At 71.2% G+C, this 19,245-nt stretch carries 18 protein-coding genes; 11 read left to right on the top strand and 7 right to left on the bottom strand.

Annotation, left to right across the window (positions count from 1 at the left end):
• Nucleotides 1–102 precede the first annotated feature (102 nt).
• Complete coding sequence (locus JOD54_RS32460) at nt 103–1,161, top strand: YihY/virulence factor BrkB family protein (RefSeq protein ID WP_204455740.1); 1,059 nt, start codon at nt 103–105, stop codon at nt 1,159–1,161.
• Nucleotides 1,162–1,309: 148 nt separating this feature from the next.
• Nucleotides 1,310–4,414: an efflux RND transporter permease subunit gene (locus JOD54_RS32455; protein ID WP_204455739.1), complete on the top strand. Its 3,105-nt coding sequence runs from the start codon at nt 1,310–1,312 to the stop codon at nt 4,412–4,414.
• 200 nt (nt 4,415–4,614) lie between these two features.
• Here the strand turns inward: JOD54_RS32455 and JOD54_RS32450 are convergent, their stop codons facing one another.
• Complete coding sequence (locus JOD54_RS32450; RefSeq protein WP_204455738.1) at nt 4,615–4,857, bottom strand: DUF3039 domain-containing protein; 243 nt, start codon at nt 4,855–4,857, stop codon at nt 4,615–4,617.
• Between the two features lie 71 nt (nt 4,858–4,928).
• Here JOD54_RS32450 and JOD54_RS32445 point away from each other — a divergent pair, with 71 nt between their 5' ends.
• The 5 genes from JOD54_RS32445 to JOD54_RS32425 all read left to right on the top strand — a co-directional run bounded on the left by JOD54_RS32445 (nt 4,929) and on the right by JOD54_RS32425 (nt 10,589).
• Nucleotides 4,929–5,708 (top strand): sporulation protein, encoded by a 780-nt coding sequence (locus JOD54_RS32445; RefSeq protein WP_204455737.1) that lies wholly within the window; start codon nt 4,929–4,931, stop codon nt 5,706–5,708.
• A gap of 277 nt (nt 5,709–5,985) precedes the next feature.
• Complete coding sequence (locus JOD54_RS32440; RefSeq protein ID WP_204455736.1) at nt 5,986–7,107, top strand: sugar ABC transporter substrate-binding protein; 1,122 nt, start codon at nt 5,986–5,988, stop codon at nt 7,105–7,107.
• 66 nt (nt 7,108–7,173) lie between these two features.
• Entirely contained in the window at nt 7,174–7,947 is a 774-nt protein-coding gene (locus JOD54_RS32435) for an ATP-binding cassette domain-containing protein (RefSeq protein WP_204455735.1), read from the top strand.
• Nucleotides 7,948–7,984: 37 nt separating this feature from the next.
• On the top strand, nt 7,985–9,400 hold the full coding sequence (locus tag JOD54_RS32430; RefSeq protein WP_204455734.1) for a sugar ABC transporter permease: 1,416 nt from the start codon (nt 7,985–7,987) through the stop codon (nt 9,398–9,400).
• Nucleotides 9,401–9,413: 13 nt separating this feature from the next.
• Nucleotides 9,414–10,589, top strand: coding sequence for an ROK family protein (locus tag JOD54_RS32425; RefSeq protein WP_307860458.1), 1,176 nt, complete (start codon nt 9,414–9,416; stop codon nt 10,587–10,589).
• A 78-nt stretch (nt 10,590–10,667) separates the two neighbouring features.
• Here JOD54_RS32425 and JOD54_RS32420 read toward each other — a convergent pair whose 3' ends face one another.
• From JOD54_RS32420 to ppgK, 3 genes are all read right to left on the bottom strand, one after another.
• Nucleotides 10,668–10,850: a DUF7455 domain-containing protein gene (locus JOD54_RS32420; RefSeq protein WP_204455733.1), complete on the bottom strand. Its 183-nt coding sequence runs from the start codon at nt 10,848–10,850 to the stop codon at nt 10,668–10,670.
• 431 nt (nt 10,851–11,281) lie between these two features.
• Nucleotides 11,282–12,601, bottom strand: coding sequence for an RNA polymerase sigma factor (locus JOD54_RS32415; protein WP_204455732.1), 1,320 nt, complete (start codon nt 12,599–12,601; stop codon nt 11,282–11,284).
• A gap of 159 nt (nt 12,602–12,760) precedes the next feature.
• Nucleotides 12,761–13,522 carry a polyphosphate--glucose phosphotransferase gene (gene ppgK, locus JOD54_RS32410; protein WP_204455731.1) on the bottom strand — a complete coding sequence of 254 codons (762 nt, stop codon included), beginning with the start codon at nt 13,520–13,522 and terminating at the stop codon, nt 12,761–12,763.
• A gap of 56 nt (nt 13,523–13,578) precedes the next feature.
• Between ppgK and JOD54_RS32405 the strand changes: the two genes are divergently transcribed.
• Nucleotides 13,579–14,382 carry an inositol monophosphatase family protein gene (locus tag JOD54_RS32405; protein ID WP_204455730.1) on the top strand — a complete coding sequence of 268 codons (804 nt, stop codon included), beginning with the start codon at nt 13,579–13,581 and terminating at the stop codon, nt 14,380–14,382.
• Between the two features lie 495 nt (nt 14,383–14,877).
• Here the strand turns inward: JOD54_RS32405 and cei are convergent, their stop codons facing one another.
• On the bottom strand, nt 14,878–15,567 hold the full coding sequence (gene cei / locus JOD54_RS32400) for an envelope integrity protein Cei (protein WP_307860457.1): 690 nt from the start codon (nt 15,565–15,567) through the stop codon (nt 14,878–14,880).
• A 486-nt stretch (nt 15,568–16,053) separates the two neighbouring features.
• Between cei and JOD54_RS32395 the strand changes: the two genes are divergently transcribed.
• Nucleotides 16,054–16,362 (top strand): DUF4193 domain-containing protein, encoded by a 309-nt coding sequence (locus JOD54_RS32395; protein ID WP_204455729.1) that lies wholly within the window; start codon nt 16,054–16,056, stop codon nt 16,360–16,362.
• A 108-nt stretch (nt 16,363–16,470) separates the two neighbouring features.
• Here the strand turns inward: JOD54_RS32395 and JOD54_RS32390 are convergent, their stop codons facing one another.
• Nucleotides 16,471–16,992 (bottom strand): DUF3093 domain-containing protein, encoded by a 522-nt coding sequence (locus tag JOD54_RS32390; RefSeq protein ID WP_204455728.1) that lies wholly within the window; start codon nt 16,990–16,992, stop codon nt 16,471–16,473.
• A gap of 24 nt (nt 16,993–17,016) precedes the next feature.
• Between JOD54_RS32390 and dut the strand changes: the two genes are divergently transcribed.
• Together dut and JOD54_RS32380 are read left to right on the top strand one after the other, a co-directional pair.
• Entirely contained in the window at nt 17,017–17,505 is a 489-nt protein-coding gene (dut, locus tag JOD54_RS32385) for a dUTP diphosphatase (RefSeq protein ID WP_204455727.1), read from the top strand.
• Nucleotides 17,505–18,140: a DUF3710 domain-containing protein gene (locus tag JOD54_RS32380; protein WP_204455726.1), complete on the top strand. Its 636-nt coding sequence runs from the start codon at nt 17,505–17,507 to the stop codon at nt 18,138–18,140. Before dut ends, JOD54_RS32380 begins: the two co-directional genes overlap by 1 nt.
• A 325-nt stretch (nt 18,141–18,465) precedes the next feature.
• On the opposite strand, the gene JOD54_RS32375 is transcribed toward JOD54_RS32380, so the two are convergent.
• Complete coding sequence (locus tag JOD54_RS32375) at nt 18,466–19,170, bottom strand: alpha/beta fold hydrolase (protein WP_204455725.1); 705 nt, start codon at nt 19,168–19,170, stop codon at nt 18,466–18,468.
• Nucleotides 19,171–19,245 lie beyond the last annotated feature (75 nt).

Here is a 19,245-nt window from a genome sequence, read left to right as displayed (position 1 = left end):
CCGCCCGCCAGCCCAAGATCGCCCGCACCCGCGACACGCCGGGGCAGCGCCGGGGACCGCGATCAAGCCGAACGCACCCCCATGGACCATGCTTGACCCCGTATGACCGCGCAGCCCGGACCCCAGGACGGCCGCGACGGCACCCCCGGCGGCCCGCCCGCGCGGCGGGGCCCGTCCCGGTTGCTCAAGCGCACCCTGTCCAAGGCCTGGGAGGGCAACATCTTCTCCGAGGCGGCGGAGGCGGCGTTCTGGCAGGTGCTGTCGCTGCCGCCGCTGCTGCTGGGGCTGCTGGGCAGCCTCGGGTTCGTCGCCGAGTGGTTCGGCCCGGACGTGGTGCTCGCGGTGCAGGCCGACATCCTCGACATCTCGCGCAAGGCGTTCAGCGAGAGCGTGGTGACGCAGATCATCCAACCGACCGTCGCCGACATCCTCACCGTCGGGCGCGGCGAGATCGTCTCGGTCGGCTTCCTCATCTCGCTGTGGGCGGGCTCGTCGGCCATGTCCTCGTTCGTCGACGCGATCACCGTCGCACACGGTCAGTACGGGGTCCGGCACGAGGTGTGGCAACGGATCTTCGCGTTGTTGCTCTACGTGGCCAGCCTGGTGCTGCTGATCATCGGCCTCCCGGTGCTCGCGCTGGGACCGGACCTGCTGCCCAACCTGTTCCCGGTGTCCTGGCGCCCGACCATCACCACGTGGGTGAACATCGCCTACTACCCGGTGATCGGCATCCTCACCGTGCTCGCCCTGGCAACGCTCTACAAGCTCGCCCTGCCGCGCAAATTGCCGTGGCACCGCGGGCTGCCCGGCGCTGTCATGGCGATGGCGGTGTTCGTCCTGTCCAGCATCGGATTGCGGCTCTACATAGGCTGGATCACCACAACCGGTTACACATATGGCGCTTTGGCGACACCTATCGCGTTCCTGCTGTTCGCTTTCTTCATCGGCCTAGCGGTGGTGATCGGCGCCTACTTCAACGCCGCGATCCAAGAGGTGTGGCCCGCCAAGATGACCAAGAGGCAGCGGCGGCGCTGGCGGCGCTTGGAGATGGAGCGCGCCGCGGGCAAGAACCGGCGGCCCCGGGAGGAACCCGCGGAAGCCGAGCCAGAGCCGCTCCCCGACGCCACCCGGTCCAGGGACCAGGACAACGTCGGCCGCTGAGTCATACTTTTGTATGACCACTGGTTAACCCTGTGGACTGAGTCGGTCCTCAGCAATCCTGTGCCAGGCTTCCCCCGATTCCACCGGTGTACGGCGCGCGAGCGCGCCTGGGGCCACCGGTGTCCGCTCTGGGAGGGGAACTACGCAGATGTCCGTGCTGGCACGACTCAGCCTGGGCAATCGGGGCCTGGTGGGCTTGCTCAGCCTGCTCATCATCGGCTTCGGCGCCATCGCACTACCGTCGCTCAAGCAACAACTCCTGCCGTCCATCCAGCTGCCCGCCGCGGTCGTGCTCGCGCCCTACCCGGGTGCGTCGCCGGACGTGGTCGACAGCCAGGTGGCCGAGCCGATCTCCGCCGGTGCCAGGGGCATCGCGGGTGTGGAGAAGATCACCACCCAGTCCGCGGAGAGCTCGGCGACCATCCAGGTCCAGTTCGTCTACGGCACCGACATGAACACCGCGGTCGGGCAGTTGCAGCAGGCCGTCAACCGGCTGCGCCCGCAACTGCCGCAGGGCGTTGAGCCGACCGTGCTGCTGGGCAGCACCGACGACTTCCCGGTCGTGATGCTCGCCGCGACCACCGGTGACGACGAAGTGGCCGCGGCGAAGCGGTTGCGCTCCGAGGTCGTGCCCGCCCTGGAGGGGATCAAGGGCGTGCGCGAGGCCACCGTCAACGGTGCCCGCACGCAGCAGGTCGTCGTCCGGGTGGACTACGCCAAGCTCGGCGCCGCGGGCGTCGACCCGGCCGCGCTGGCCGCGACGCTGGCCTCGGCGGGCGCCACCGTCCCGGCCGGAACGATCACCGAGTCGGACAAGACGCTGACCGTCCAAACCGGCGGCCCACTGACCAGTGTGGACGATCTGCGCGCGCTGCAACTGCCCGCGCAGGGCAAACCGGTGACCCTCGGCCAGGTCGCGACCGTCGAGTCAGGACTCGCCGCGCCCACCGTGATCACCCGCACCGACGGCAAGGCGACCCTGGGCGTCGTGGTCACCATGACCCGCGACGGCAACGCGGTCGAGATCTCCAAGGCGGTCAACGACAAGCTCGCCGACCTCGAGCGCACCGCGCAGACCGACCTCACCGTCGTGTTCTCGCAGGGGCCCGAGGTGGAGAAGGCGATCAGCGGGCTGACCACCGAGGGCATGCTCGGCCTCGCCTTCGCGGTGCTGGTGATCCTGCTGTTCCTGCTGTCCATCCGCTCCACCGTCGTCACCGCCGTGTCGATCCCGCTGTCGGTCCTGGTGGCGCTGCTGGTGATGTGGACGGGCGACCTGTCGCTGAACATGCTCACCCTCGGCGCGCTGACCATCGCGATCGGCCGGGTGGTCGACGACTCGATCGTCGTGCTGGAGAACATCAAACGACATCTGGAGTACGGCGAGGAGAAGCACCGCGCGATCCTCGACGGCACCAAGGAGGTCGCGGGCGCGGTCACCGCCTCCACCCTGACCACGGTGGCCGTGTTCGCCCCGATCGCGTTCGTCGGTGGCATCGCGGGCGAGCTGTTCGGGCCGTTCTCGCTGACCGTCACCGTCGCGCTCGTCGCGTCGCTGCTGGTGTCGCTGACGATCGTCCCGGTCCTGGCGTACTGGTTCCTCAAGCGCCCCGCCGTCCCCACCGACCCCGCCGCCGCCGAGCGCGCGCTGCAGGAGGCCCTGGACAAGGAGCGGCGCAGCCCGCTGCAGCGCGCCTACGTCCCGGTGCTGCGGTTCGCCACCAAGCGCCGGTGGGCCACGATCCTGGTGGCGATCGTCATCTTCGTGCTCACCATGGGACTGGCCAGCCGCCTGGAGACCAGCTTCATCGACGACAACGGCGGCACCTCGGTCCAGCTCACCCAGGAACTGCCGCCCGGCACCAGCCTCGACGCCCGCGACGCCGCGGCCAAGAAGCTCGAGGACGTGCTCGCCGCGACCCCGGAGATCGAGGTCTACCAGGTCACCGTCGGCACCGACGACCTGTTCGCGGGCTTCGGCGCCAGCAGCGGCGGCAACACCACCGTGTTCGCCACCCTCAAGGCCGATGTGGACCGCTCCGCCGTGATCGCGGGTATCAAGGACCGCCTCGGCACCTCGGCGGGCAAGCTGGAGACCGGCAGCGACACCGGGTCCGGCACGTCGAACTCCCTCGAGGTCCTGGTCACCGCGCCCGACGCGGCCGGGCTCGTCGCCGCGACCAAGACCGTGCAGGACGCGGTCGCGGGCACCTCCGGGCTCAGCGAGGTGACCAGCGACCTGGCCCGCAGCTCACCGCGGGTGGAGATCGCCGTCGACCAGGTCGCCGCCGCGGCCAAGGGGCTCAGCACGCAGACGATCACCCAGCTCGCCGCCCAGGCGCTGCGCGGCACCCCGGTCGCAGACCTGCCTATAGGCGACTCCCGCCAGCAGGTGCTGCTGCGCACCGGCACCGCCCCTGCGGACGTGGCCGCGCTTAAGGCGCTGCCGCTGCCCAGCCCCGCTGGTCCGGTCACCCTGGGGCAGGTCGCCCAGGTGACCACGGTCGACGGCCCGGTGCGGGTCACCCGCACCGACGGCGACCGCAGCACCACCGTCACCGCCAAGTCCACCTCGTCGGACCTGGGCGCGGTCACCAAGGACATGACCGCCCGGCTCGGCAAGCTCCAGCTCGCCGGCGGCGCCGCCTACACCGTCGGCGGCGTCAGCGCCGACCAGGCCGACACCTTCGCCGACCTCGGGCTGGCCATGCTGGCCGCCATCGCGATCGTCTTCCTGATCATGGTGGCGACCTTCCGCAGCCTGGTGCAGCCGCTGATCCTGCTGGTGTCCATCCCGTTCGCCGCGACCGGCGCCATCGGCCTGCTGCTGCTCACCGGGACCCCGCTCGGCCTGCCGTCGCTGATCGGCATGCTGATGCTGGTCGGCATCGTGGTCACCAACGCCATCGTGCTCATCGACCTGATCAACCAGTACCGGGCCGACGGCATGAGCGTCCGCGACGCCGTGATCGAAGGCGGCCGCAGGCGCCTGCGCCCCATCCTGATGACCGCGGCGGCCACCATCTTCGCCCTCCTCCCCATGGCGGCGGGCGTCACGGGGGAGGGCGGCTTCATCGGCAAACCGCTGGCCCTCGTGGTGATCGGCGGCCTGATCAGCTCGACGCTGCTGACCCTGGTGCTCGTCCCGACCCTCTACACGATGGTCGAGAACTTCAAGGAGCGCCGCCGCGCCAAGAAGGCGGCCAAGCACGCCCCACGCCCGGCCACCGAACCAGAACTCCAACACGCCTGACCCGCGACGACGACAGGGCCCGCCTCACCCCGAGGCGGGCCCTGTTCGCGTCCGCGCAGCTCCATGATCGACTCGCGTGGTGGGGCCCACCCACCCGGGGTCTGAGGTCCCACGTTCGAGCCTATCGGGGGCAGGGGGTTGTCAAGGGGGGCTTGGCGGGGCTGTGGATGGGTTGGGGGGTTGTGGGCAAGTCCGGGAAGTCAGTCCTTCATGGAGTCGTAGATCTTCTTGCAGTCGGGGCAGACCGGGGAGCCGGGCTTGGGGGACTTGGTGACCGGGAAGACCTCACCGCAGAGGGCGACGACCATGTTGCCCATGACGGCGCTCTCGACGATCTTGTTCTTCCGGACGTAGTGGAACATCTTGGGCGTGTCGTCGCCCGTGGTCTCGGTGCCCTCGGGACGGGTGTCGACGTCGGGGCGGGTCTGGGTGGGTGCGCTCACGGCTCCATTCTGACACCTGGTGCGGGCGGGAACCGCTGCCGCTGGCGGGTCGGTCCTGGCAGGATGCGCGCATGTTCCAGAAGGTCCTCGCGGGGTTCGGCGCCGGTGGCGCGAAGGTCGACGCCCAGATCCTCGACCGGGCGACTCGCCCGGGGGGTGCGCTGCGCGGGGAGGTCCACCTGCTCGGCGGCAGCGTCGACCAGCAGGTGGAGGCGCTCGGGGTGGCGCTGTTGGCCAGGGTCGACACCCCCGACGGGCCGCGGGACCTGCCGGTGCAGCAGGTGCACCTGGCGGGCCGGGAGCTGGTCCGCGCGGGCAGCCGGGTCACCGTGCCGTTCGAGGTGCGGATGCCGTGGGAGACCCCGATCACCTCGGTGCTGGGCAAGCACCTGGTCGGCATGGCGGTCGGCCTGCAGACCACCCTGGACCTGGCGGGCTCGGTGGTCGACGCCCAGGACGTGGACGCGGTGGCGATCGAGCCGCTGCCCGCCCAGCACCGCGTGCTCGACGCGATGAGCAGGCTCGGCTACACCTTCCGCTCGGCCAACCTCGAGCGCGACCGCCTCGACGGCGTCGACCAGCAGCTCCCGTTCTTCCAGGAGATCACCTTCGACGCGCCTGCCGCCTCCGGCCTCCAGTCGGTCGCGCTGACCTTCCTCGCCGGACCGCAGGAGCTGCGGGTGGTGCTGGACGTGGTCAAGCAGGTCCGCGTCGCCAAGGGCGGCGGCCTCGGCGGCCGCGCCCAGTCGTTCCTCGGCTCGTTCGCGGTCCGCGACATCAACGCCCCCTGGGAGCGCCAGCTCGAGGGCTGGCTGCGCCAGGTCGCCGCGCCGCGCGGGATCTTCGACTAGCGAGCACTCAGGGTGATGATCGAGATCTGAGCGCTGGAGCGTCGAACCGCTGCTACTCGCGGGTTCGACGATGGCGTCTGCCCACCCCGCAGATGGCCCACGGGTGTCCCAGGGGTTACGTCCGTTACCGGATCGTGTCCAGGCAAGCGGGTCTGAATCGAAACAGTGTGCTTTCGCTCACTGCTGCGCGGGCATATGTTGTGCCGCACAACATTCCCCTTGGACGAAAGCCGCCCGGGCCCAGGTGGTGCGTCACGATCGCGGAAGGGACTCTTCGATGCGGTTGACAAAACTGGCGACGGTTACCGTCTGTGCGCTCTCGCTGGTGGCCTGCGGTGCCAACCAGGCGACGCCCCCGGCGTCGGGGGGCTCCTCCGGCACCACCACCGAGGCGCCCAGCGGCGGCGTCAAGGTCGGCGTGATCCTCCCGGAGACGGCCACCTCGGCGCGCTGGGAGGGCTTCGACAAGCCCATGATCGAGGCGGCGATGAAGGCCCAGGGCCTCGACGCCGACGTGCAGAACGCGCAGGGCGACGTGCAGAAGTTCACCACCCTGGCCGACGGCATGATCAGCCAGGGGGTCAAGGTCCTGGTGATCGCCGCCATCAACAGCGAGGTCGGCTCCTCGGTCGCGGCGAAGGCCAAGGCCCGCGGCATCCCGACCATCGACTACGACCGGCTCAACCTCGGCGGCAGCTCCGACTACTACGTCTCCTTCGACAACGTGAAGGTCGGCGAACTGCAGGGGCAGGGGTTGGCCGACGCGCTGAAGGCCAAGCCGGGCGCCCAGGTCATCGAGATCGAGGGCGCGCCGACCGACAACAACGCCACGCTGTTCCACAACGGGCAGCAGAACGTGCTCAAGCCGCTCTACGACGCTGGCACGCTCAAGCTGGTGCGCTCCCAGGCGATCGACGGCTGGGACAACCAGAAGGGCGGCGTCACCTTCGAGCAGATCCTCACCGCCAACGGCGGCAAGGTCGACGGTGTCGTTGCCGCCAACGACGGCCTCGCGGGCGCGGTGATCACCGTGCTGCGCAAGAACGGGCTCAACGGCAAGGTCCCGGTCACCGGCCAGGACGCCACCCCCGACGGGCTGATGGCCGTGCTGCGCGGCGACCAGTACATGACCGTGTTCAAGCCGATCAAGGACGAGGCGGAGGCGACCGCCAAGCTCGCCGCCGCGCTGGCCAAGGGCGACACCGCCGCCGCGGACCAGATCGCCAACGGCACCAGCGACGACCCCAAGGGCAACCGCAAGGTCAAGTCGCTGCTGCTGGAACCGCAGCTGACCACCAAGGACAACGTCAAGACCGTGGTGGAGCAGGGCTACGTCAAGGCGAGCGAGATCTGCGGGGGCGACCTCGCCGCGGTCTGCTCGCAACTGGGCATCAGCTGACGACTCGCCGCCCGCCCGCGGCTCGGACACCGCGGGCGGGCGCGACCCCCTCCTGGGAGAACCGCCATGAGCGAACCGATCCTGGAACTGACCGGGCTCAACAAGAGCTTCGGCCCGGTCCACGTGTTGCACGACGTCGACTTCACCGTCCGCGCGGGCGAGGTCACCGCGCTGGTGGGCGACAACGGCGCCGGTAAGTCCACTTTGGTCAAGTGCGTCGCGGGCATCCACCCGATGGACTCGGGAGCCGTGCACTTCAACGGCGAACGGGTCACCATCTCCGGTCCGCGCGACGCCGCCGACCTGGGCATCGAGGTCGTCTACCAGGACCTCGCGCTGGCCGACAACCTCGACATCGTGCAGAACATGTTCCTCGGCCGCGAACGCGGCAGCGGCTGGCTGCTCGACGAGGCCGCGATGGAGCAGGCGGCGCGGGAAACCCTGGCGTCGTTGTCGGTGCGCACGGTCAAGTCGGTGCGCACCCCGGTCTCGTCGCTCTCGGGCGGGCAGCGGCAGACCGTGGCCATCGCCAAGGCGGTGCTGTGGGAGAGCAAGGTCGTGCTGCTCGACGAACCCACCGCCGCGCTGGGCGTCGCGCAGACCAGGCAGGTGCTCGACCTGGTGCGCAGGCTGGCCGAGCAGGGCCTCGGGGTGGTGCTGATCAGCCACAACATGGCCGACGTGTTCTCCGTCGCCGACCGCATCGCCACCCTCTACCTGGGGCGGATGGTCGCCGAGGTCGCCACCCGCGACGTCACCCACGCCCAGGTCGTCGAGCTCATCACCGCGGGCCGCTCCGGCGACCTCGGCCTGGCCCGCCCCGAGAGCGCCACCGTCTGAGCGCCCCACCCGATCGCAGAGCCCGAGCGAGGACACCATGACCGGTACCGCCTCCCCCCGAACCGAGGGGGCCATCGCCGACTTCGGCATCGACACCACGGCGCAGTCCACCGGCGAGGCCGTGCGCGACTACGCGGCCCGGCTGCGCGGCGGCGACCTCGGGTCGCTGCCCGCCGTGCTCGGCCTCACCGCCCTGGTGGTGGTGTTCTGGGCGCTGTCGGACGGGTTCATGACCCTGGACAACACCGCCAACCTGCTCGCGCAGGGCGCGGGCAAGATGATCATCGCCATGGGGCTGGTGTTCGTCCTGCTGCTCGGCGAGATCGACCTGTCGGCGGGCACCGCCTCCGGGGTGTGCGCGGCGGTGATGGCCATGCACTACGTCCGCGCGGGCAACCTGCTCGGCGGCATGGGCAACACCGTCTTCTACGTCTTCGTCGGCGGCCTGGTCGTCGCCGCGGCGCTGGCCCTGCTCATGCGGATCTGGGCAGGCTCGGTCCTGGCCCTGGTGGCCGTGGGCATCGCGTTGTCGGGGGCCGCCCCCAACCCGTGGCTGGAGATGCTGCTCGCGGTCTGCGTCGGCGCCGCGATCGGCGTGATCACCGGCTTCCTGGTGTCCAAGATCGGCATGCCCTCGTTCGTGGTGACGCTGGCGCTGTTCATCACCTGGCAGGGTGTGATCCTGCAGTTCATCGGCGACGGCGGCGTGTTCGGCATCGGCACCCAGCCGGTGCTGTTCGCCGTGGCCAACGGCAACATGTCGGTCGCGGGCAGCTGGGTGCTGTGCGGGGTCGCGGTCGGCGGGTACGCCCTCGTCGTGCTCGGCGAGCACCTGAGCAGGCTCAACCGGGGCCTGGTCACCGCGCCGACACCGATCGTGGTCGCCAAGATCGCCGCCGTGGCGGTCCTCGCCATCCCGGCCACCTACGCGCTCACCCTCAACCGTTCGCCCAACGACTTCATCGTCATCCAGGGCGTGCCCTACGTGGTGCCGATCGTGCTGGTGCTGCTGGTCGCGGGCACCTACGTGCTCAACCGCACCCGCTACGGCAGGCACATCTACGCCGTCGGCGGCAACGCCGAGGCGGCCAGGCGCGCGGGCATCAACGTCGCCAGGATCCGGGCCAGCGTGTTCGTCGTGGCCTCCTCGACCGCCGCCCTCGGCGCGATCGTCTACTCCTCCAAGGTGGGGTCGGTCGACCCGCAGGCCGGTGGCCTCAATACCCTGCTGTTCGCCGTGGGGGCGGCGGTCATCGGCGGCACCTCGCTGTTCGGCGGGCGCGGCAAGGTCTTCCACGCGGTGGTCGGCGGTCTGGTGCTCGCCGTCGTGGAGAACGGGTTGGGCCTGCTCAAGCAGCCCGCCGCCGTGGTGAACATCATCACCGGCCTCGTACTGTTGCTCGCGGCGACCGTCGACGCGCTGTCTCGGCGGCGGGCGGCGGTGAGCGCGTAGGAGGGGCGAGCAGGTGACCAGCACACCCACGGCGGGCGCGCGTCCCGACGAGGTGCGCAGGCACAACCGCACCGCGCTGCTGCGCAGGCTGCACGTCGGCGGTCCGTGCACGCGCGCCGCGCTCGCCACCGAGCTCGGCCTCAACCGCAGCACCATCAAGGCCCTGGTCGACGGGCTCGCCGAATCCGGGATCGTCGAGGAACGCGTCCCCCGCGCGCGGTCGGGGGCAGGCCGCCCGTCGCTGCTGGTGCTGCCCCAGCCGCTGGCCGCGGTGGTGCTGGCGGTGGACATCCGGGTCGAGCAGGTCGCCATCGCCCTGGTCGGCCTCGGCGGGCAGATGCTCGGCCGCGACAGCTGGAACCTGCGCGGCCGGGCCGCCGAACCCGCGGAGATCATCACCCGGATCATCGAGTCCACCCGGCTGCTCGCCGAGGAGCTCGGCGTCGCGATGATCGCGGGCGGGGTGTCGGTGCCCGGCGTGGTCCGCCGCGGCGACGGGTACGTGCACGAGGCGCCGAACCTGAAGTGGACCGGGGTCCCGTTGGGCGACCGGCTCACCGCGGCCTTCGGCGTCCCGGTCCGGGTGGCCAACGACGCCGAGATCGCCGCCCTCGCCGAACACCTGCGCGGCGCCGCCCGAGGCTCCCTGGACGCGGTGTACGTCTCGGCCGACGTCGGCGTCGGCGGCGGGGTGATCTCCGACGGGGCGACCCTGCGCGGCACCGCGGGCTACGTCGGCGAACTGGGCCACATGGTGGTCAACCCCGACGGCCGCCCCTGCTACTGCGGCAGCCGGGGCTGCTGGGAGACCGAGGTCGGCGAGCTCGCCCTCTGCCGCGCCCTCGACCTGCCAGAACACTCCCCACGCGGCATGGTCGTCGCCGAACTGCGCGCCCTGTCCGCGCACCCCGAGCGGGTCCGCGCCGCCCTCGGCGACTTCACCCGCTGGCTCACCTCCGGCCTGATCACCATCGTCAACGTCTTCGGCCCCGAACTCGTCGTGCTCGGCGACCTGTTCACCGCGCTCCCCGCGACCGTCGTCACCGAGGTCGCCGCCGCCATCGCCGAACGCAGCCTGGTCAGCAGGGCCATCGGCGGCACCAGGATCATCACCTCCACCATGGGCGTCGACGTCAAGCTGGTCGGCGCCGCCGAACTGGCCTTCGAGCCCGTCCTGGACATGGTCTGACACGCCGAACGGGCGGGACCCGAGGGTCCCGCCCGTTCGTGTAGTAGGTGTCAGTGGGGTGGCCGTGGCTGGGGAAGATCAGCCCTTCTGCAGCTCGGCGGCCATCTCGCGCAGCCGGTCCTCGTGGGCCCTGGCGTGGTGGCCGCAGAAGAGCAGCTCGCCTCCGGAGGGAAGCACGGCGCGAACCTGGGCGGCCGCGCCACACCGGTCGCACCGGTCGGCGGCGGTCAGCTCCTGGCGGGTGAGCGTCGTCGTCGTCATGGGAGTTCTCCCTCCGTCCGGCACCGGTGTGTTCCCGGTGCCCTTATCGGCTGCGGTCACGGAGGCGAACTCTCCGCCGTGGTCGCGCTTCCTACTCTTACAGACGCTCGGGGCTCCGGCAGTGTTCCCGCGCCTGTTCTCGGCGCGGGTGGCCACTGATTAACCCGGATGGCCCAGAGTTCTGGCCGAATCGGGCCCCACGCTGGGCTTCTCCCGGCAGTGGGGTGGTGGTTACCCGATGTTGTTCCCTACGTCGTTCACCATCGGCGAACGCGGGGACCGGCGTAGGGAAAGCCGCAGGCGCCTCGGGAGCGGAACGGTTGCGCGGATCCGGCGACACCGCGTGGTGGTCCGTGCGCAGTGCGCGAAAGACCGAGGGGCCGCCCGCACCGGTGTGCTGGCGGCCCCTCGGGGAGTCCGTGTGGTTCGGCCTATTCCAGGTAGTCGCGCAGGACCTGCGACCGGGACGGGTGGCGGAGCTTGGACATGGTCTTGGACTCGATCTGGCGGATCCGCTCGCGGGTGACCCCGTAGACCTGGCCGATCTCGTCGAGGGTGCGCGGCTGGCCGTCGGTGAGGCCGAAGCGCAGCCGGACCACGCCCGCCTCGCGCTCGGACAGGGTCGCCAGCACCGACTGGAGCTGGTCCTGCAGCAGCGTGAAGGACACCGCGTCGACCGCGACCACGGCCTCGGAGTCCTCGATGAAGTCGCCGAGCTGGCTGTCGCCCTCGTCGCCGATGGTCTGGTCGAGCGAGATGGGTTCCCTGGCGTACTGCTGGATCTCCAGCACCTTCTCCGGGGTGATGTCCATCTCCTTGGCCAGCTCCTCCGGGGTCGGCTCGCGGCCGAGGTCCTGGAGCAGCTCGCGCTGGATGCGACCCAGCTTGTTGATGACCTCGACCATGTGCACCGGGATGCGGATGGTGCGGGCCTGGTCGGCCATCGCGCGGGTGATCGCCTGGCGGATCCACCACGTGGCGTAGGTGGAGAACTTGTAGCCCTTGGTGTAGTCGAACTTCTCCACCGCGCGGATCAGACCCAGGTTCCCCTCCTGGATCAGGTCGAGGAAGGCCATGCCGCGGCCGGTGTAGCGCTTGGCCAGTGACACCACCAGGCGCAGGTTCGCCTCCAGCAGGTGGTTCTTGGCCCGCTCACCGTCGCGCACGATCCACCGCAGGTCGCGGCGCATCTGCGGCTGCAGCTTCTCGTTCTCGTCCTCGGACTTGCGCACCCGCTCCGCGGCGTAGAGGCCAGCCTCGATCCGCTTGGCGAGCTCGACCTCCTCCTCGGCGTTGAGCAGGGCGACCTTGCCGATCTGCTTGAGGTAGGCGCGGACCGAGTCGGCGGAGGCGGTGAGCTCGGCGTCCTTGCGGGCCTGCCGCAGCGCCTCGGACTCCTCCTCGTCCCAGACGAAGTCGCCGTCCTTGGACTCCTTGGGGTCCTTCTCCTCGGGCTCCTCGACCGGTTCCTCGACCGGCTCGACCTCGACCTCCTCGAGGTCGGACAGGTCGGGGTTCTCCAGGTCCTCCGGCTCTTCGCCCTCGGGCCCGTCGCCCTTCTTCGGCGCGGCCTTGCCCGCGGCGGCCTTCTTCGGTGCGCGGGCGGCGGGCTTCTTCGCCGTCGTCTTCGCCTCGCCGGTCAGGTCTTCGTCCTCGGCGCCCTTGGTCGTCTTGGCGGCGCTGGCCGACGCCGTGGAGCGTCGGGTTGCGGTTCGTGCGGCTGCCACGTACGCCCTTTCACAACAGTCCATCACGGCCGCGGCCTGGGTACGACCAGGCCGATGCCGGGAGTTCGGGGGAGAGCCCTCGGGCTTGTTCCGCCGTGGGCCGTGTTCCATTGTAGCGACGTACGGCGTGTTCCCGGGAAACGCCAAGGTCGCGATGGGTGGATCAGACCCGTCCGGGGTCGTTCAGGCCCCGGTGACCTGGCGCGCGGCCACCGCGGCGCCCACGATCCCGGCGTCGTTGCGCAGCTGCGCGGGCACCACCTTGGTGCGCACGTCCAGCAGCGGCAGCCACTTGTCGGCCTTCTTGCTGACCCCGCCACCCGCGATGATCAGATCGGGCCAGATCAGGTTCTCCAGGCCGGTGATGTAGCGGCTGACCCGGCGCGCCCAGTCCTCCCATGACAGGTCCTCTTCCTCCTTGACCGAGGCCGCCGCCCTGGTCTCGGCGTCGTGCCCGTCGATCTCGAGGTGCCCGAACTCGGTGTTGGGCACGAGCTGGCCGTCGAGGAACAGCGCGCTGCCGATCCCGGTGCCGAAGGTCAGCAGCACGACCACCCCCTCGCGGTCGTCGGTCCTGCCGTAGTTGATCTCGGCGATCCCGGCCGCATCGGCGTCGTTGAGGACCACGACATCGCCCTGCGGCCGCCCCAGCCGCTTGGCGAACAGCGCGGCGGCGTCGGTCCCGATCCAGGCCTTGTCGATGTTGGCCGCCGAGTGCGCCACCCCGCGCTTGACCACCGCGGGCAGCGTCACCCCCAGCGGCCCGCTCCACCCGAACCGCTCCACGATCTCGGCCACGACGTCGGCGACCGCCTCCGGGCTCGACGGCGACGGCGTGGGGATGCGCAGCCGTTCGCCCGCCAGCGCGCCCGCCTCCAGGTCGACCTCGCACCCCTTGATGCCCGATCCGCCGATGTCCACGCCGAAACCGCGGGCTGCGCCCATCCCCGGTCCTCCCTCGATTCAGTCCGTGGCCCCAGACATTAGCCGCCGGTCAGCTGATGTGGTCGGATAGCCGGGTGCGTGACCTAGCCGAGATCGCGGTGTCCATCGCCACCGAAGCCGCCCACCTCGTCCACACCACCCGCCCCACCGCCATCACCGCCGTCGACACCAAGACCACCAGCACCGACGTGGTCACCGCCGCCGACAAGGCCGCCGAGGAGCTGATCCGCGACCGCCTCGCCGAACTCCGCCCCGGCGACGCGGTACTGGGCGAGGAAGCGGGCGGCACCCCCGGTCCCGGAATCACCTGGGTCGTCGACCCCATCGACGGAACCGTGAACTACCTCTACGGCTATCCCTGGTACGCGATCTCGATAGCCGCCCAGGTGGACGGAGTGTCCGTAGCGGGCGCCGTCGTCGAACCCGAATCCGGCCGAACCTGGTGGGCAGCCCAAGGCGAAGGAGCCTGGCTCAACAACACCCGCCTCAGCGTCTCCACCCCCGCGGACCTCTCGGTAGCCCTACTGGCCACCGGCTTCTCCTACTCAGCCCCCCGCCGCCGCGCCCAGGCAACAGCCATAGCCAAAGTCCTCGGCAAAGTCCGAGACATCCGCCGCAGCGGCTCAGCGGCCCTAGACCTCTGCGCGGTGGCAGCAGGCTGGGTGGACGCCTATTGCGAACGCGGCCTATCCCGCTGGGACTGGGCAGCAGGAGCCCTGATCGCAGCAGAAGCAGGCGCCCACATCGAACTGCCCGGCGAAGCCGTCGGCCTGGGAGTGGACGCCATCTACGCCGTGACCCCCACCATCGCCGCCCCACTCCGAGTGGCCCTCATGGACGCAGGCATGGGTTCCTTCTAGCCCCCCGGCCAGCCCCGCCCGCCCCAGCCGCACTACCAACCACTGGACACTCGGAACAGCCGGTGCCAGCCCAACCCACCGAGCCAGCCCACCCAAACTCAGCCCACCCGAGTCAGCCCCGCCAACCCAACCCGCCGAGTCAGCCCCGCCAGCCCGACCACTGGACACTCGGAGTCGCTGGTGCCAACTGCTCGATGGGGTGGACCTGTTTTGTGTGGGGGAGCGGCGTCCGTAGCGTTTCAGCGCGGACAGGGCCACGCTTTTCGGCCCCGGCTTTTGCGGTCCTGCCACGGGCGTCGTAGGGGCCCCGCACAAAACAGGTCCACCACATCGAGCCTGCACTCAAATCGCGGATCCAGTGCAATGCCGCAGGCGAGCCGCTCCCCGAAGCCGAAGGCGGAGGCCCTAGTCCCTTGCCCCAGCATGATCAACCGCCGCAAGAGCCCCCGATACAAAGCCTATCGAGGCACCCCGACAATTCCGGACGCTTGAGCGTCAGCAGCCCTCAGACCGAGCCGCGTCCACCAGCGACTGGTCCACCGGCGCCGCGCTGGACCCGTCGTTCTGCAGCCCGCCCTCCGTGCCCGGGTTGGTCTGCGCCCACTCCGCCAGCACCTCCAACACCCGCCGCGCCGCAGGGGTCGGCTGCAGGTGGTCGAACTTCTTCCCCAGGGCCAGGTCCACCGTCGCGTCCTGGCGTTCGTCGCGGACGAGTTCGGCGCAGGGGTCGACCAGGCTCAGCGTCCTGGCGACGCCCATGCCCTGTTGGCCGAAGCGGATCTGGGCGCGGCAGCCGAGGGAGCCGTTGGGGTAGAGCGGGTCGTTGCCGGGTTCGCCGATCTGGGTGAATCCCAGGTCGCGCAGCGCCTCGGTGACCGCGCCCGCCAACCGGTTCTGGCCGCTGGCGTTGACGACCCGGACCAGGCCGCCCGCGGCGGGGCTCGGTGCGGTGCGGTCGAGCGCGTCGGTGGGCAGCTGCTGGCCCAGGGTGGGCTGCGGCTGGCCTTCGACCGGCACGGTGGCCGGTGGCGGGTCGCACGCCTTGGCCGTGGTGACGGCGCCGTCGGTCTGGATGACGCGGAGCCACACGATGCCCGCGACGAGGCCGAGGACGGCCATCAGGACCACGGCGGGCAGTGGCCGCCGCCTGCGGTAGCGCTGCGTCCTCAGACCGCCGGTCGACACGCGCTGACCCTCCCTACGGACCCCATGGCCCCCACCCCCTGGACACCGGACCCCGGTCGCACACCTGGGCCGTGAGTCGTCGCTGTGAGCCTATTCGTTTCGGCGCGGGTCGCAGCACGGACCCGCCGGTGCGGCCGGTGTACCGGGCGCCACCACCCGCTGGCGCCTCGTCACCCGAGGGCATCGCACCACGGCGTGACGGCGTTGGGCAAGGCGGTTCGCCCGGTCCGCGACACGCCGGGCGCACCGCGTCACCTCCGGCGACACCCCCAGGGGGGGTGACGCTGTGCGCACCGCGGCGCGCCATGGGCTACCCTCTGCCCGCTCCAGTCGCTGAAGACACCCCGCGGAATCGATTCCGACGGGCCCGCGGACCTGACGCGGCCTGCGAGACCTCCGTCACTCGGGTGGCGGGCACAAACCGGGGCGCTGGAACGTTGTCCAGCGGCACGACCCACATCCTGAAGGACCGCAGGGGTGAAATAGATGGCGACCGACTACGACGCACCACGGCGCAGCGAGGCCGACGATCTGGCCGAGGACTCCCTCGAGGAGCTCAAGGCGCGCCGCAACGAGAACCAGTCCGGGGTGGTCGACGTCGACGAGACCGACACCGCGGAGAGCTTCGAACTGCCCGGTGCGGACCTCTCGGCGCTGTCCGGCGAGGACCTCACCGTGCGCGTTGTGCCCAAGCAGGCTGACGAGTTCACCTGTTCCAAGTGCTTCTTGGTGCACCACCGCAGCAGGTTGGCCGAGGCCAACAACGGCGTGTTCGTCTGCCGCGACTGCGCGTGAGGCTCGACCCCCGGCAGAGCCTGCCGCGACGCCGGGGGAGCCAGGGCTGGGGAACAGCCGGGTAGCCCAACCGAGGGCACCCGGCTGTTGCTGTACCCGCAGCCGGTTCTAGCCGCGCTCCGCCGTGGTCCGCGCGTTCTCGATGACCTCGGCGAGCCGGTGCGGGTGCCGGGTGCTGAACACCCAGTACGGCGTCGGGTCGTCGGGATCGGTCACCTGGACGCGCACCAGCGGGCGCACCCAGCCGCGGTGCAGCAGGAACGCGGCCGGGTCCAGGTTCGGGCCGAGCACCTTGCGCTTGGCCGCGGCCTGCCCGCCCCACTGGCCGGGGTCGGCGCCGAACACCTCGACCTCGCCCGCGAACTCCAGCGGCAGGTGCGCGTCGGCCACCCACAGCTCCCCGTCGACCACCGCGACCCTGGTCGCGCCCGCGCGCAGGACCAGCAGCAGCGTCAGCGGCAGGATCACCACGTACGGCAGCCACGCCCGCACCCCGGGGTACCCCATGTGGATCTCCGCGGCCAGCAGCCCGGCCGCGACCAGCGGCAGCGGCCACCAGTACCAGGTCACGTACAGGCGCTCGCGGTAGGTGGCGCGCGCCCGCGCGGCCGTGCCTGAGGTGTCGGTCACGGGCCCAGGGTAGTCTCGCCGCTCGTGCCCAGCGTGGAGGTCCTGCTCACCCGGTTGGACCCCGGCGTCCCCATCCCGGCCTACGCCAGGCCGGGTGACGCCGGGGCGGATCTGGTGACCACGTCCGACGTGGTCATCCCGCCCGGCGAGCGGGTGCTCGTCGGGACCGGTATCGCGATCGCGCTCCCGGACGGGTACGCCGGGTTCGTGCACCCGCGCTCCGGCCTGGCCGCCCGGCTGGGGCTGAGCGTGGTCAACACGCCGGGCACCATCGACGCGGGCTACCGCGGCGAGATCAAAGTCTGTTTGATCAACCACGACCCGCGCGAGACCATCGCGCTGCGCCGGGGCGACCGGATCGCGCAGCTGGTGCTCCAGCGGGTCGAGCACGCGGTGTTCCGCGAGGTGGCCGAGCTCGGCGGGTCCGAGCGCGGTGACGGCGGGTACGGGTCGACCGGGGGGCACGTGGTGCTCACCGGTTCGGCGGGGTCGGGAAACGCGACGGAGGAGTAGTGGCACTGTTCGGGCGCGGCAGACGCGGGCGCGACGAGGACATCGAGGTCGGCGCCATCACCGGCGATGACGACGACCTACCGGTCCCGGTCGACGCACCGGACGGCCCCTACGACGAGGCCGACGCCGCTGACGACGACTTCCCCAGGCTGGACCTGGGGTCGGTGCGCATCCCGGTGCCCGACGGCGCCCAGCTGCAGGTCGAGATGGACCCCTCCGGCTCGGTGCGCGCGGTGCACGTGCTCACCCCGGTCGGCCAGGTCACCCTCAACGCCTACGCCGCCCCCCGCTCCGGCGGGCTGTGGCGGGAGGTGTGCGGCGAACTGGCCGAACAACTGCGCGGCGACGGCGCCACGGTCCGCAGCCACGCCGGTGACTGGGGCCAGGAACTGAGCGCCTCCCTCGGCGAGATGACCCTCCGCTTCGTCGGCGTCGACGGCCCCCGCTGGATGCTCCGCGGCGTCGTGGCGGGTCCCCCGGAACTGGCCGACACGAGCGCGGAGGCGCTGCGCGAGCTGGTCCGCAACACGGTGGTGGTCCGCGGCCCGCAGCCGATGCCGGTGCGGACCCCCCTGCAGATCGACCTCCCCAAGGCGATCGCCGAACACATCGCCTCGCAGCAGCCCGAGCAGTGAGTGGTGAACCCCGGTGGCCGCGCGGCCACCGGGGTTCACCACTTGACGCGGGCCTTCAGCCCGGACGCCTGGCGTGGGCGGGACGGGCCAGCCGCAGGGCGTTGAAGCTGCCCTCGCAGCCTGCTCAACACGGGGTGCGGAGTGGCCGGACGTGCTGGCCACCCGGCGTTCCGTATCCCGGCCTAGCAGCCCGAATGGCGAGCCACGGGCTCCGGCGACCTCAGGGCACCGCGCAAGGCGGGCTCACAGCCTGGCAACGCCCGGGCGGTGCGTGGCCGCGTGTGTCAGCCGCCCCAGAGGCCCGGTCTGACCGGGCCTCGGGCGGTCAGCGCTCGAAGCGGGCCCGCAGCCAGGCGAGGACCGTGGCCCGGCCAAGGGCCTCGACGTCCGTGCTCATGGCGGACAGGGACGTCGTGCCCAGGTGTGCTCGGGGGAGGGCCTCCGCCCACGCCTGGGCGGTCTCGATCGGGTGAATTGGGTCGTCGGTGCAGCTCGCCACGCCTGCGGGGACGGTGAGGCTGGTCAGGTCCGCCTGCGCCGGTCCCGGGTGGTCGGCGGCGGCCTCCAGGGAGTCGGCGAGAGCCGGGCCGTAGCCGCGCCAGGCTCGGGTCAGTTCCGCGGCCAGCCACGGCGCGACGCCTGTGACTGCGGTGCTCAAAGCCGCTTCCAGGCCCCTGGAGCGCACGTCAGCGGCGCTGTGGCGGGCGGCAAGGGCGGCGGGCGCGCCCGCGCTGTCGCCGGTCCAGGCGGGTAGGGCCAGTAGTAGGCCCGCGCACCGGTCGGGGTTGGCCGCCGCCCACAGGGCACCCAGGTGGGCGCCTAGCGAGATCCCGCCGACGAGGACCGGGCCCTCGGTCGCGTCCAACGCCGCCAGGTGGGCCTTGACCAGGTCTTTCCCCGGTCGCGGGCGGGGGGTGCGCAGCGCGACGCCCACGGCGGCCAGCGGTCCGGCGAAAACGGACCGGACGAACACCTCATCGGACCCGGTTCCGGGCAGCAGCACCGCGGTTGGCGGCTCGGTCACACTCACGCCTCGATCCTTGTCCAGGGCCTACCCGGCGCGGTTACGCTGATTCGGCATGGGCCGCTGTCGTCGGGGACGGCC

Source organism: Actinokineospora baliensis (genome assembly GCF_016907695.1).
In the GTDB taxonomy this organism is placed as follows: domain Bacteria; phylum Actinomycetota; class Actinomycetes; order Mycobacteriales; family Pseudonocardiaceae; genus Actinokineospora; species Actinokineospora baliensis.
Note: the sequence above shows the minus strand (reverse complement) of the source record. Positions and strands in the feature narration are given on the sequence as shown.